This is a genomic window from Bradyrhizobium sp. BR 1433, from assembly GCF_051547665.1.
GTDB lineage: Bacteria > Pseudomonadota > Alphaproteobacteria > Rhizobiales > Xanthobacteraceae > Bradyrhizobium > Bradyrhizobium australafricanum.
Genome location: NZ_JBPUGG010000001.1, coordinates 6,522,472 through 6,536,420, shown reverse-complemented (window position 1 = coordinate 6,536,420; position 13,949 = coordinate 6,522,472). Strand labels below are relative to the sequence as shown.

The 13,949-nt window shown below is 63.6% G+C and carries 8 protein-coding genes and 3 pseudogenes; 4 read left to right on the top strand and 7 right to left on the bottom strand.

The genetic code is table 11. The annotated features are described in order from the left end of the window. Positions 1-5: 5 nt before the first annotated feature. Positions 6-197: a hypothetical protein gene (locus ACSKB9_RS31485; RefSeq protein ID WP_057019217.1), complete on the top strand. Its 192-nt coding sequence runs from the start codon at positions 6-8 to the stop codon at positions 195-197. Between the two features lie 15 nt (positions 198-212). Here ACSKB9_RS31485 and ACSKB9_RS31480 read toward each other — a convergent pair whose 3' ends face one another. Next, a complete protein-coding gene (locus ACSKB9_RS31480; RefSeq protein ID WP_438077980.1) occupies positions 213-1,502 on the bottom strand; it encodes an MFS transporter in 1,290 nt (429 codons plus the stop codon). Positions 1,503-1,620: 118 nt separating this feature from the next. Between ACSKB9_RS31480 and ACSKB9_RS31475 the strand changes: the two are divergent. Beyond that, a pseudogene (locus tag ACSKB9_RS31475) lies at positions 1,621-2,833 on the top strand (amidohydrolase family protein). Positions 2,834-2,860: 27 nt separating this feature from the next. On the opposite strand, the gene ACSKB9_RS31470 reads toward ACSKB9_RS31475, so the two are convergent. The 3 genes from ACSKB9_RS31470 to ACSKB9_RS31460 form a co-directional block, all read right to left on the bottom strand. Further along, positions 2,861-3,886, bottom strand: coding sequence for a glycoside hydrolase family 5 protein (locus ACSKB9_RS31470; RefSeq protein WP_438077978.1), 1,026 nt, complete (start codon positions 3,884-3,886; stop codon positions 2,861-2,863). Beyond that, positions 3,883-5,172 carry an O-antigen ligase family protein gene (locus tag ACSKB9_RS31465; protein WP_438077976.1) on the bottom strand — a complete coding sequence of 430 codons (1,290 nt, stop codon included), beginning with the start codon at positions 5,170-5,172 and terminating at the stop codon, positions 3,883-3,885. Before ACSKB9_RS31465 ends, ACSKB9_RS31470 begins: the two co-directional genes overlap by 4 nt. Before the next feature lie 75 nt (positions 5,173-5,247). Beyond that, positions 5,248-6,102, bottom strand: a complete 855-nt coding sequence (locus ACSKB9_RS31460) for a WecB/TagA/CpsF family glycosyltransferase (protein ID WP_438080483.1) — start codon at positions 6,100-6,102, stop codon at positions 5,248-5,250. 463 nt (positions 6,103-6,565) lie between these two features. On the opposite strand from ACSKB9_RS31460, the gene ACSKB9_RS31455 reads away from it, so the two are divergent. After that, positions 6,566-7,696 (top strand): GNAT family N-acetyltransferase, encoded by a 1,131-nt coding sequence (locus ACSKB9_RS31455; protein ID WP_438077974.1) that lies wholly within the window; start codon positions 6,566-6,568, stop codon positions 7,694-7,696. Between the two features lie 13 nt (positions 7,697-7,709). Here the strand turns inward: ACSKB9_RS31455 and ACSKB9_RS31450 are convergent. Further along, positions 7,710-8,431 (bottom strand): annotated as a pseudogene (locus ACSKB9_RS31450) (IS5 family transposase). A 142-nt stretch (positions 8,432-8,573) separates the two neighbouring features. Continuing rightward, on the bottom strand, positions 8,574-9,794 hold the full coding sequence (locus ACSKB9_RS31445) for an FAD-dependent oxidoreductase (protein ID WP_438077972.1): 1,221 nt from the start codon (positions 9,792-9,794) through the stop codon (positions 8,574-8,576). Positions 9,795-10,411: 617 nt separating this feature from the next. On the opposite strand from ACSKB9_RS31445, the gene ACSKB9_RS31440 reads away from it, so the two are divergent. Continuing rightward, a complete protein-coding gene (locus ACSKB9_RS31440; protein WP_438080482.1) occupies positions 10,412-11,737 on the top strand; it encodes a lipopolysaccharide biosynthesis protein in 1,326 nt (441 codons plus the stop codon). 18 nt (positions 11,738-11,755) lie between these two features. Here ACSKB9_RS31440 and ACSKB9_RS31435 read toward each other — a convergent pair. Next, positions 11,756-13,866, bottom strand: a pseudogene (locus ACSKB9_RS31435) (GumC family protein). Positions 13,867-13,949: the final 83 nt, after the last annotated feature.

The following is a 13,949-nucleotide window of genomic DNA, read 5'->3' as shown; positions in this document are numbered from 1 at the left end:
GCGCAATGGACTACGATCTCTACATCAATCCGAAGAAGGCATCGGTCGGTCTCTACGTCCGCAAGGGCGCCGGCCTTCCCGACCTTGCCGACGCCAAGGACTGGGTGTTCGACGGCACCTCGGCGCAGGCCAATCTGCCGCCGCAGCTCGTGAAGGAAATCGAGGCCAACGGCCACGCCTTTCGCGACATGGATTGAGCGCGTCTGCCGGCGTTATTTCTCGCCGACCTTCACCGGGGCGGTCTCGGGCATCAGGCTCATGGCCACGATGCCGACCGCCGCCGCGAGCAGAAGATACCAGGACGGCGCCAGCGGATCGCCTGACACGTGCAGCAGCCACGTGACCACGAGTTGCGCGGTGCCGCCGAACGTCGCGATGGCGACCGCGTAGATCGTGGCGAACACGCCGCCGCGAATGCTCTGCGGCAGCGCTTCGGTGAAGGCGGCATAGAACGCGGTGAACGGCAGCGATCCGATGAACGACAGGATGCCGAAGCCGAACAGCAGCGACCACGCGCCGGGGTCCTGGACGATCCACAGGAAGGCCGGATAGGTCAGCACCAGCACGACCAGCTGCGGCCAGATCATGATCGGCTTGCGCCCCAGCCGGTCGGCAAGCCAGCCGCCCAGCACCGCGCCGATGATCTGCAGTCCGTTGCTGACCAGCGATACCGTGAACGCCAGCGACGGCGACACATGCAGCGTATTCTTGGCATAGGTCGTCATGTATTGCGTCACATAGGTCGAGATCGTGCCGCTGGCCAGGATCATCACCGCCAGCACGATGACGCGAAGATGCCGCCGCGCCAGCGCGACATGGCTCGAGCGTTCGACCTGCCCGGCGACGTGCTCGCCATGCGAGACGGTTTCCGGCAGCGTGCGGCGCATCCAGATGCCGAACGGCAGACAAACGGCCCCGAGCAGGAACGCGACGCGCCATCCATAGGCCTGCAGCATGTCGGGCGCCATCGCGCTGCTCAGGATGACACCGACAAGCGCGCCCACCGTCGCCGCGATCTCCTGGCTGGCAGGCTGCCAGGCGACCACGAGGCCGCGGTTCCTCGGTGCAGCGATCTCGATCAGATAGGCCGTGGTCGGCCCGACCTCGCCGCCGAGCGCGAACCCCTGCACCATCCGCGCCAGGATCACGATGATCGGCGCCACAATGCCGATCGCGGCATAGGACGGCGTCAGCGCGATGGTCAGGATCGCGCCGCCCATCAGCGCGAAGCTCAGCAACATCGCCGGTCGCCGCCCGACCCGATCGGAGAAGATGCCGAGCACGATGCCGCCGATCGGCCGCGTCAGGAAACCGGCGCCGAAGGTCGCAAGCGACAGCATGAGGCTGCCGTATTCGCTGTGCGCGGGGAAGAAGGTGCGGCCGATCTCGGTCGCAAAGAAGCTGTAGGTGATGAAGTCGTAGAACTCCAGCATGTTGCCGATGGTCGCGGCAAAGGCTGCGCGCTTGACATCGAACTCTTCCCTGCTTGCAATCTCCGGCAACGCTCTCGGTTCCTTGTCTGCTTGTGCGAGCGGAGTATGATTCCTCCGACCATGTTAGGCAAGGCATGGAGAGCCGCGCGATCTGCATGCGACGCAAGCGACAAGAGGAACAGATCCGATGCCAGCCGACAAACTCTTCATCAATGCCAGGTTCGGTGACGGCGCCAGCCGCGATATGCTGGTCCGTGCCGGCCGCATCGTTGCGATCGAGGCGAAAGGCGAACGCCCGAGCGGGGTCGAGATCGTCGATCTCGGCAATGCGCTGGTCGTGCCCGGCTTTGTCGAAGGCCACATCCATCTCGACACCAGTTTTTACGGCGATACCTGGCGGCCGCACCGTCCCTGCACCGACGGATTCGACGTCCATGAGCGGGTCGCGTTTCAGGCCGAGAACCTTGCCGCGGCCGCTCCGATGGACGTGCGCGCGCGGAACCAGCTCGACCTCTGCATCGGGCATGGCACGACGCAGATGCGCAGTCACGTCATGGTCGACGGTTCGGTGAGGCTGAAGTCGCTGGAGACCATCCTCGGGGTTCGCGAGGAATACAGGGATTTGATCGATATCCAGCTCGTGGCGTTTCCGCAGAACGGCATCCTCACCAGCCCGGGCACGCCGCAACTGCTTGACGAGGCCGTCAAGCTCGGGGCCAATGCCGTCGGCGGGCTCGATCCCGCAAGCTTCGACCGGGATGTCGAGGGCCATCTCGACGTCGTGTTCGGCGTTGCGCAAAAGCACGGCGTCGATGTCGATATCCATCTTCATGACGGCGGCATGCTCGGTGCCTTCGAGGTCGAGCAGATCGCGGCGCGAACGCGCGCGCTCGGCATGGCGGGCCGCGTCACCGTCAGCCACGCTTACGGGCTCGGCGACATTCCCGCCGATGCGCTGAAGAAGACCGCCGACAGTCTGGCGCGTTCGGGCGTGGCAATTATGACGAATGCGCCGGGCAGCCGGCCGTTCCCGCCGGTCGCCCTGTTGAGGAAGGCCGGCGTCACGGTGTTCAGCGGCAACGACAACATTCGCGAACTCCTGGTGGCCCTATGGCGACGGCGACATGCTGGGCCGTGCCATGATGATCGGATACCGCTCGGGTTTCTACACCGATGAGGAGCTCGCGATCGCGTTCGACATGATCACCGCGGCCGGCGCCAAGGCGCTCAGGCTCGAGGACTACGGCCTGCATGTGGGGGCGAAGGCCGATTTCGTGACCTTGAACGCCGTGCATATCCAGGAGGCGGTGGTCGCGCGGCCGTCCGGGCGTTCAGTCTACAAAGGCGGCGTGCTCACTGCGCGGGACAATCGCGTCGTCAAGGCCGCCGGCCGATCCTGAATCGGACGCGGCGTCCAATCGAAGGGCTCAGCGGACCGGAGGGATGATCGCGCGGAGGATATCCGTCTTCCAGCGTTGCCGCGCGCCGTCGAATGCCGCGAAATCGTGGTCGAACTGCCAGTAGGCCCACGCCCAGCCATTGCGTTCCGCGCTTCGCGCCATGAACGACAGATACTTCGCGCGGCTCTCCGCGGGCGCGCGCTCATAGACGCCGAACTCGCCAAGATAGACCGGACGCTGCTCCTTCTCGGACCAGGATCGGATCTTGTCGAAATCGGCAGAGGCGGTGGCCAAGTCTTTCGCAGAGCCCCAGCTCAACGGACCGATCTTCGAGAAGGTCGGCGACCACGGCGCGCCCTGATGGGTGAATTGCAGCGGCAGGTAATAGTGGAATGTGACGATCAGGTTTCTATCGCCGGCAGGCAGCACCAGCTGGTCAATCGGCAGCTCCTCGGTGTTCAGGATCGCGACCACGACATTGCGCTTCGGGTTGGTATCCCGGATGATGGCAAGACAATCGCCGAGCAGCGCATTCCATTCGGCCGAGGTCATGTTGCCGCCGGGCTCGTTCAGGATCTCGAACACCAGCGCCGGGTATTTCCCCGCATAGCGCGATGCGATCTGGCGCCAGAATGCCTTGAGCTTCACGCCGCATTCGGCCACGTCGCGTTGGCAGAGCTCGGTGTCGTGCTCATCGAGGATCGGAACCAGCCTGTTCGCCAGCACCTGCTCGATCACGGCATCGAGCCGCCGCAGGACGGCGTCATCGAGGATGTTGCCGGACTCCATATGCCTGAAGCCGAAGAAGTTGATCCGGACATGGGAAAAGCCGGCCCTGCGAATCGCGGCAAGGTTTTCCAGGCGGAACGGCTCGTTCTGGTACCCTTCCCAGACGCCGTCATAGCCGAGAATATTGATGCCGCGCCCCAATGCCGCAGCGTCCGACGATGCCCCCTGCCCCGCGGCATTCGCCGGCGCGATCAGCGGGACAGCAAGCGCTACCGCCGCCAGCATGACGAAGGCTCTTCGCAGAAGCAATCGGAACGCGGTCATGGCTGCTCCAACTCGCGCCGCTCTACGCGCGACGACGGCACCGGCCGGCAGATGGCGAGGAAGAATGCGATCAGCAGCACCGACGTGAACATCGTCGAGCGAAGGAAGACCGTCTCGGTGAAATTGGTCTGGCAGTTGAGGAAGACGAACCCGATGATCAACGCGCAGTGCAGACGGTCGATCGCCCGCCCTGCGATCAGGCAGAGCACCTTGTAGGAAAACAGGAAGACGCTCGCCGTGAACAGGAAATAGCCCAGGAATCCGGTCTCGACGAGAATGGCGATATAGCCGTTGTGATAATTGTCGAGCACCCAGCCGTGGTTCTGGTTGAAATAGTCGTAGATCGCCGGATTGGTCCAAAATCCGTTGATGCCAAATCCGAACAGCGGCGCGTCATCGAAATGGCTGATGGCGTACTGCCAGATGAAGGTTCGCTCGGTGAAGTCGATCGTCGTGTCGAAGGCATGAATCAAATCGTATCCGGTCGTGTAGAAATACAGGATCAATAGCGCTGCCGCGACGCACATGACACATGGCAGGATCGCGTAGACCTGCATGCACCGGACCGACCACAGGGAGGTGAGCAGCAGCGCGCAGGCAACCAGCGACAGGGCGCCGGCGCCGCGCGACTCCGAAAGCATGACGCAGGTGGAGGCCAGCACGAACGTCACGAGGAACGGCAGCCATCCTTGTCCCGCTATCTTTCGATAGCAGGCGAAGAACATGAGATAAGCGCCGGCGAAGCCGAGGGTTTGCTTCGACTCGAAGACACCCTGCCACTGCCCCTTGTGCATCCAGGTCTGATCGACCCCAATGTCCGGGAGGACGACCGCACAAAGCGCAGAGGCCGCGATCAACGCGAACAGGCCGCGGGTGGCCGATGTCACGATGTCGTCGATATCGACGCGGGTGATCATGCAGAACGCGCCAAGCGTCGTGATTGCGAGCGCCGCGGCCTTCATCAGGGCCGCCACGCCGAGGTTGGTCCACAGCACGGAAACAGTGGCGAACGCATAGAACGCGACGATCACGAGCGTGTCGAGATTGAGGGCCAGCCGCAGGCAGGGACGGACGAACAGGCTTGCGTAGATCAGGACGCCCCACATCAGCAGGGCGACGGCCTGCTGCACCAGGGTCAACTCGGTCGGAAGCAGCGCGGCGTGGAAGGTCCCCATCGACATGATCACATTGATGGTGATCGACCAACCGACGACGGTCCTGGCGAAATTTTCCGCCCCGACGCCGGGTGCCTGCCAGACCGAACTGTCGATCGCACGTCCGTCCATTCGGTTGTACTCCGCTCATGGAATGAGCTTGCTGCTCCGGTGGATCGGAGCAGCACATTGCACTCGCGAGAGGCGTCAGTCTTTCGTTGAGGAGGATCGGGTCCGGTTGAACAGCAGATAGAGCGCGTGCGGGTTGGTCGTCAGGTAACGCCAGAACAGCCGCCGCGGCTCGAGCCACAGGCGCCAGGCCCATTCGAGGCCGACGATCTGCATCCATCTCGGCGCACGCGGCCGCGAGCCGGACAGGAAGTTGAACAGCCCGCCCGAGGTCTTGATGACGCCGACATTGCCGAGTCGAGGCATGAATTCGTCGACGAAAGCCTGCTCATAGGGCACGCCGAGCGCGACCCAGAGAAAATCCGGCGCCAGGGCGTTGATCTCGTCGACCTTGGCCCGCAGCGCGTCGCCGCGCAGATAGCCGTGCGAATGGCCGACGATCTTGAGCGCCGGATAGGCCCGGCGGACATTGGCGATGGCAGCCTTGTTCTCGGCCTCGTTGGCGCCGAACAGATAGAAAGTCAGCCCGAGTTCTTCCGCCTTGCGCGCGACGTCGTGAAACAGGTCCGTGGTCGCGACGCGCTCGGGAAGCGGATTCGGCGACCGAAGCCTGGACACCATGACCAGCGGTTGCCCGTCGGCGTTGATCAGGTCGGCGGTACGGAACAGCCGATCCGTCATCGGCTCGGTCGAGCAGCGCGACAGCACCTCGCCGTTGGCGGAGGTCAGATACAGCGGACGATTGACACGCCGGTTCGGATGCACCGCCTCGACCATGAAGTCGGCGGTCTGCTCCCGATCGAGCACGGCGAGCCGCAGTCCGCCGATGGTTGCCCGGGGAACACCGGCCGTCGCCGCCCTGCCGACAGGATTGATACGCCGCTCCGGCGCGCCGTGTGGCAATGATCCGATCTGCGCCGGCGCCGGGGACATCCGCTCGGCCCGCGACGTGTCGCAAATCCGGACAGGCGGAGCAGCCATGTCCGAATTGAGACGCCGAGGCGGCTTGCGGTCGGCTTGCGGGAACGAAATTGCGTAGGAAGCGCGGGTTTTTTGGCTGTGACTCAGCATTTCGGCGGAACTCCAGGACTTGCGAGCCCTTAACTGCAATATCCGGTCCAGACCGGGCGCGATATCTCACCACGGCGCGATTGAACGCATCCTTAAGGGATTGTTAACGATGCTGATCCCTCGGACGCGGCCACGTTGAGATGACAGCCGATCGCAGTCGATGCGATGAACGCAATGGCTCGACCCAGCAACAATGTGCAAAGGTCGCGGCATTGCATTAATACAAATCGTATTCTGCCGCTGCCCGAGCCGATCGACCTTTGCTATAAGGGCGGCGTGCCGGATTCAATCGGCGCTTTGAAACTGTCGCTTTGTTTGGTCTCACATGAACAAGAATGATGACGCGTTCGATGTCAGCATCGACGACGCATTCGACTTCCTGTCTGAAGAGTACGTCAAGTTATTTGAAGGCTCGGACGCGACCGCCTTCCAGCATCCGCTATGGCTGGACAGCCTTTATCGCAAGCTCGCTCCCGCCGCGTCGGCCAAGCCGCTGGTCGTCGCCATCCGCCATCGCGCGAACAAGTCGCTTGCGGCCGTGCTGCCGATGCTGCGCGTGCGGCGCGGCCCGATGCGCACCATCGAATTCGCCGATCTTCGCGTGTCCGACTATTTGTCGCCGGTGTGCAGCATCGCGACATTCACCGACCTGCTGCAAGACCAGCGTGCCTGCGAACGGCTTCGACAGCTGTTGCGGCCGTTCGACCTGCTGCGCATACCCAAGCTGCTCGATGCGAGGATGCCGATCGAGAATCTGCTCGGAGCGCCCCACCGCAGCCTGATGGATACCAATGCTTACGCGACGGTCCTGGTCGCGCCGTTCGAGCAGTGGCAGATCAATGCAATGGGGAAGTCGTACCAGAAGGAGCTGGCAAAGAAATGGCGCCAGATCCAAAGGAAAGGCACGCTCACTTTCTCATGCTGCGACAATAGCGCCTCCGTCGGCGAAGCCATGGAGACGATGAGAAAGTTTCGCGGACCGCGGTTTCACGAACAGGGTGATGGCGACCTGTTGCAGCGACCGGAGTATTTCGATTTCTACTCGAGCGTGGCGCTTCGCGGCGTGGGCTCGTTTACCCGGCTCTATGCCATGAAGATGGACGGCAACGTCATCGCCACCGCGCTTGGGCTGGTCCACCGCGGCAGCGTCCTCGTCGTCATGACGGCGTTCGATGTCGAGGGGTACAAGAGCCAATCGATCGGCGCGCTGACATTCGAGGGCGTCGCCAGGGATTGCATCGAGCGCGGCGACCGGGTGCTCGATTTCACCATCGGTGACGAACCCTACAAGATGCAGTTCGGCGGTCAGCCGACGCCGATGTCGGCCGTGACGCAGGCCGGGAGCGCGGCCGGCTCGCTCGCGCTGTTTGCCTTGAAGCAGGCGCCCTGGATCAAGCAGGCCGCCAAGCGTGTGACCGATTTCAGGCCGGTCCGCACCTCGACCGGCACGCGCTAGGACCGATCGACATTCATTGCATCCAGATCATTGCGGCAGCGAGATGGATGAAGCCGGTAAAGTTGGCGGCTCGCCTGTCATAACGGGTTGCCAAGCGTCGGAAGTGTTTGAGCTGGCAAAAGCAGCGCTCGATGCGATTGCGCTGTTTGTAGGCGTCGGCGTCGTGCGGAATGATGATCCTGCGGGTGCGGTTTGACGGGATTACCGCCGTTGCGCCGATTTCCGCAATGATCGCCCGCAGGGCGTTGCTGTCATAGGCCTTGTCGGCGAGCACGGCATCGCCGCTCTGGCCGTGGAGCAGTGCGGGCGCCTGGGTGATGTCATTAACTTGCCCAGCCGTGACGATGAAGCGGAGCGGACGGCCGAGCGCATCAGCCAGCATGTGGATCTTGGTGGTCAGTCCACCTCGGGAACGCCCCAGCGCCTGATCTTTGGCCCCCCTTTTCCGCTCGTCGCCTGCTGGTGGGCGCGAACGATGGTGCTGTCGATCATCAGATACTGGTTGTCGCGATCGGCGGTCAGAGCAGCGAACACGCGCTCCCAGACGCCGGCATGGCACCAGCGGCTGAAGCGCTGATGCACCGTTTTCCACTTGCCGTACCGTTCCGGCAGGTCGCTCCAGTGTGCGCCCGATCGCAAAACCCACAAACATCCGTTGACGAACAGTCGATTGTCCGCAGCCGTACGTCCCGGGTCGCCAGCTTTCCCGGCAGCAGTGGCGCAATCCTCGCCCATTGCGCCTCCGTCAGCTCATATCGTTTCGCCGCCACCATCTGCTCCGTGTCTCGAATCACGGAACTCTATGAATCAGCGATCAAACCGCTTGGGAATCCTGAATGTCGATCGGTCCTAGCGCCGCCCGGCGCTGGCAGCCCGATCAGCGGAGCGCGCTGCGGACGCGCATCACCCATCCCGGATGGATCCGGTCTACCCGGTGGGTGATCATGCGGCGCAGGAAGTGCAGCTTCCGCCGCAAGTTCCAGCGCACATCGGTGTTCGACGTCAGGGCCTGGCGGAAGTTCGCCAATTGCAGCGAGTGCTGATCGGCGGCGAGCTTGTCCCGATCAGAATAGAACTGCGCAATCTTGTCCACGCCCATACCGGCGGTCTCCAGCCAGCGCGGCACATAGTCCGTGCAAAGACGTTCGACATCCACCAAGAGGCGGCCCACGCCGGTTCCGGCCGCGGGACAATTGGTCTGAAACGCATCGCCGATCAACACGACGCCGGGCTGCAGATGACCCTCGGTCACGGTCAGATCCATGACCCAGTTCTGCACCTGGCCGACCACCTCGAAATCGCCGAGATAGGGCTGCAATCCCGGCATCAGGCGAAGCAGCGTCCGTCTGGTGTCGCGGCGCAGCTCGCGCATGATCGGATCGGTCGGATCGCGGAACATGAACAGGTTCGCCCGCATGCCGCCCGACATCGGAAACAGGCTGAGATAGTCGACACCGTCAGCCGCCTGCTCGCCGTAACAGGTCAGCGCATCGAAATCGAACGGCGCATTGTCCGGCCGTGCGATCGTGAAGCCGAACGAGACCGAGTGGCGCGCAGCAAGCATCTGCCGGCGCATTCCGAGACTGTGGCCGAGCCCGTTCGCCATGCCGGTCGCCAGAACGACCAGACGCGAGACGACGCGTTTTCCCGAGGCCAGCGTCAACTGCTGACGTTCCTCGCTGCAGCTGACATTGGTCACCTGGTCGAGCAGCAAGCTCGACGCATCAGGCGTCAGGCCGCGTGCCATGTTGACGAGGTTGGCATAGGAAATCCCGTAGGACCGGCCGACGCCGATATCGACCAGCTTGCCGCTCCTGATGTTGAGCACCCGGTCATAGGGCGCGGCAATAGCCTCGACGTCGTCGATGAAGCCGAGGCGGCGCAGAATATCGATCTGCCGTCCGGCGATCTTTTCGACCCGGAACTCGTCCGGCGGGATCGATCGCTTGTCGATCAGGACGACGCGGTATCCGGCTCGGGCGAGCACAGCCCTTGCAAGCGAGCCTGCCAGACCGGCTCCGACAATTGCGACGTCCGCTTCGATGACCTCGGTCTCGCAGGCCACGATGGGCTTGGTCGCACTTTTCTCGGCAATCATGTCTGTCCGCTCCGACGGCTAGAGCGTTTTCGAGCGAAGTGGATACCGGTTCGCGTGAAGAAAACGCGTCGAACGAAAATCTAGAGCGCCGTTCCGATTCCATCGGAACGGGAAAAGCTCTGGTTGGCCGCAGAACTGCAATTTCCTTGCCTGTGGTGTCGCCTTGCCGATCGAGCACGGCGAGTTCCAGAATTGCGGTTAATGAAAACCTCCGGACCACGATCAGCGGTCTCTCGGCACATGGCTTGCACGACGGTCGGCCATGAAACCGAACCTTTGCAGGCTCCGCAGCGGGATGGCGAGGCGATTGCCTGGCCATCGAGCAGCGACAAATGGCGTTGACGCGCAAGCGCGGTCTCTTCCGGCAAGGTCCGCGCCACTGGACCGGACGCTGGAGGCAAATCCAACCTGCGCCGTTTGGAGACAGGGCAGACGGCGCCGTTCCAGAATGGAGCAACGCGAACTGGCCCTGTTCACAACTGCGTTGAGCCCGGCAGCCATTCGAAAGGAACGGAATCTTAGCAAGAGAACATTAACACTCCAGGCTTCACCGATTGCTGCGGTCAACAGCCCGACTGGATATTGAGACGTCTCTGGTGATTGCCTCCGTGCTCCAACTGTTACGGCGCGACGTTACGCGCGGCGTTGCCGGGACCATCCTGCTCAAGGTTGGCAGCGGCGGGCTCGCATTCGCGTTGTTCTCGCTCGCCGCGCGGGCGATGACGCCCGATGCGTTTGGAAACTTCGCAACCCTGCTCTCCGTCGCCCAGATCGCCTCGGTGGTGGGCCTGGTCGGCCAGGAGCTGCTCCTGGTTCGGTTTCTCAATGAGTATGAGGTGCGCGGCCAGGCCGAGTTCACCAAGGGTGTGCTGCTGTCGAGCCTGAAGAACTCCGCCATCGGAATGCTGATTTCGATCGCCGCGATCGCCGCGGTGGCAAGCATTCGCGGCGAGTGGTGGCTCTTGATCCTGTCGGTCTCGGCGTTCACCGCGATCAATGCAGGGCTGATGCTCGGCAGCCAGATCGCGCGATCCCTGGTCAGCATCCTGATGGGCGAAGGCAATCGGGAGTTCTTCTGGCGCGTCGCCGTCGTCCTGTTCCTGATCGCGGTGCTGTTCGGCCACCGGCAGCTCACCCCCGCCGAGCTGTTCAGCGCGATGTCGGCCGCCATGGCGCTCGGGCTCGTCGTGCAGATCGTATCGATCATGCGGGTGCTGCCGAACCTGCGGTCGGTCACGGCGCGCTTCGAGGCCTCGCGCTGGAACAAGAGCGCATTCCGGTTCTGGCTCGCCTCCATTCTCGAAGCCGCAAACCAGTATTTCGACGTCATCCTGGTCTACTGGATGCTGGATCCGGCCACCGCCGGCGTCTATTTCGCTGCCTCGCGGCTGGCGAACATCTTCGCGATGCTGTCGGCTGCGCTCTACACGTTCGGCGCACGCCGGCTCCCCTCGCTGTATTTCAGCAAGAACCACGGCGAGCTCGAACATACGTTGAAGCTGATGGCCGAGGTGACCGCGCTCTGCGTGCTCAGCGGGCTCCTCATCGTCTGGGTGGGTGCCCCCTATCTGCTCGGCCTGTTCGGGCCGCACTTTGCCGCGCAGCAGTGGGTGTTGATCGTGCTCGCGATCGGAACGGCCTTCCAGGCGGCAGGCGGGCCCTCTGCCGCTGTTCTGCAGCTGACAGGCCATGAGCGCGATTACGTTCCCGTCGTCGCAGCCAATGTGGCGTTGCGGCTGCTGGGATTTGTCGTGCTGATCCCCTGGCTCGGCGTGCTCGGCGCCGCGATCTCGGCGACGGTTTCGCTGGTCGTCGCCACCATCGCGCTCAATGTGCTGTGCCGGCGGCGGACCGGCGTCGACCCATCCATTCTGGTGCTGTCGCATCTATGGCCGTCGAAAGGTGACGCCTACGCGGTCCGCGTTGCGGACAGCAACGACTAGACGTCAGCTGAACCGCCTTCAGCTCGCCAGGCCGAGCGCCTCGCCCTGGCGACCGCGAACGGCGTCATCGACCGCCACGCGATTGACGACCAGCGCGGTCGGGACCGAACCATAGCCGGATAGATCGGCCCGCGCCTTGCCGATCGCGGCCGAGTTGGTGGCCCCTTCGCGAACAACGAGGATCACGAGGTCGGCATGGGCAGCCAGCGCCACCGCGGCAGGCTGCAGGGCAAGCGACGATGCGTCGACGATGATCAGGCCGAAATCGGCGCGAATATCGTCCGGCGGATAGGGCGGCACCTTGCTGCTGGCGCCCAGCAGCTCGACGACGGACGCCAGATCGGCCTTGATCATGCCCGATCCTTGCGGTGGCGCGGCCTCGGCGCGCCTGGATTCCATCTCGATCAGGACGCTGAGCATCCCGTTCTTGACGGCGGATCGGTTCAGCGACCGTGCAATGGTGCTGCCGCCCGCACCAGCCTCGACCGACAGCAGCAGCGCCACCTTGCCGTGCTCTCCCGGAAGCTGCTCGATGTTCTCGATCAGCAGCTGAAGATGCGGGCTGAGATCGGGCTCTGCCGTCGACGAGATCGGGGTCTGCCAGACGCTCCTGACGGCGTCGGGCGATGCGATGTTGGGAATCCGGGCCAGCATCGGCAATCCCGGCGGCGGCGGCGCAGGTTGCGGCGCGGCGGGCGCCGGTGGTGCGGGCGCCTCGGCCCGACGCAGCGGCGGAATGGCCTTGATCGGGAGCTGCTTCAGATTCAGACCGGGAACGGCGACGATCGCCGTCGACGTCAGCAGCGAGACGATCGCGAGCGCGACCAGCAACAGCGGAAGCGGCGGCATCGTTGAACGTACCGGCGGCGTCGCGGGCGATGCGACCTTGGTCTGCGAGCTCTGCAGCAGCCGCTGCTCGTCGGTGGTCTTGTAGCGCGAGAGGAATTGCTCGTAGATATTCTTGTTGGCATCTGCGTCGCGCTGCAATTCCTGCAGCTTCACGAGCGCCTGACCGTCGACCAGGATCTGCTGTTCGACCGCCTTCTGCTGATCCTCGAGCGCCTTCTGCTGATCGCGCTGCGCCTCATATTCCGACTTCGCGGTATCGATGTTCTTCTTCCGCTCGATCTCGATCTGGCGGTTGAGATCGCTGAGCTGGCTGAGGGCCATCACGAGGTCCGGGTGACGATCGCCAAGCACCCCGCGCTTCTGTGCGATCTGATCGTTCAGCGCCGAGCGCTGGGCGCGAAGCGCACTCAGCAGGTCCTGCTTGACGGGCCCGTCGACATTGGCCTTCAGGTCGCGCTGCAGCTGCTCATAGCGGACCTTGGCCTCCTCGGTGCGGGCACGCGCGGCGGCGACCTGCTGGGTCAGATCGGTGACGCGCAATTGCTGCGTCGTCGATTCCTTGCCGGCGTTGACGATCCGGTGCTCCAGCTTGAACTTCGCAACGGCATCTTCCGAAGACCGCAGGCGGTCGTTCAACGTCTTGAGCCGGCTCTTCAGCCAGTCGGCGGCTTCGTCGGTCGCCACGCTGCGCGTGCCGCGCTGGCTGGCGACGAACGCCTCAGCCACCGCGTTGGCATAGTACGCCGCGCGCTGCGGGTTGTTGGACGTGAACTTGATGGCAATGACATAGGTCAATCCGCGCCGGGAGATGTCGAGCCGGTTGCGAAACCGGTCGAGCAGGCGCGTCGGGTCGGTTCTGCCGCCGGAGATGTCGCTGTCCTCGGCGACCTTGAGCTGGTCGATCAGCGGCCCAAGAAATCCGTCGGATTTGGCGATCTCGACATAGCTCTGCAGTGCTGCGGCATCCTGACCGATCCCCGGCAGGACGTCCTGATCGGTGGTCACGCGCTGCTCGCGCGGGTCGACCACGACGAGCGCGGTCGCGGCATAGCGCGCCGGAATCAACATCAGCAGAATGACGCCGACCGCGAAGATCACCGCGGCGAGCATCAGAATGCGTTGACCGTTCTCGCGGAAAAAGCCACCACGCCGGGAATGCTAAGCACGCCTTTGGTGGTTTCCGCAGAGGATCGGCTGGTCGGCACGCCGGCAGCTTCCCACGACGCGGCGGGTTCCGTGGGTTCGGAACGTCTCGGGCCTACGCGGCTACCGAACTTCATGGGGCTGTTACTCGAATTCAACTGACAGTACTGCTCCAACGTAAATATCTATGGTTAATCCACGGTTACCCCCTCTTCATGCG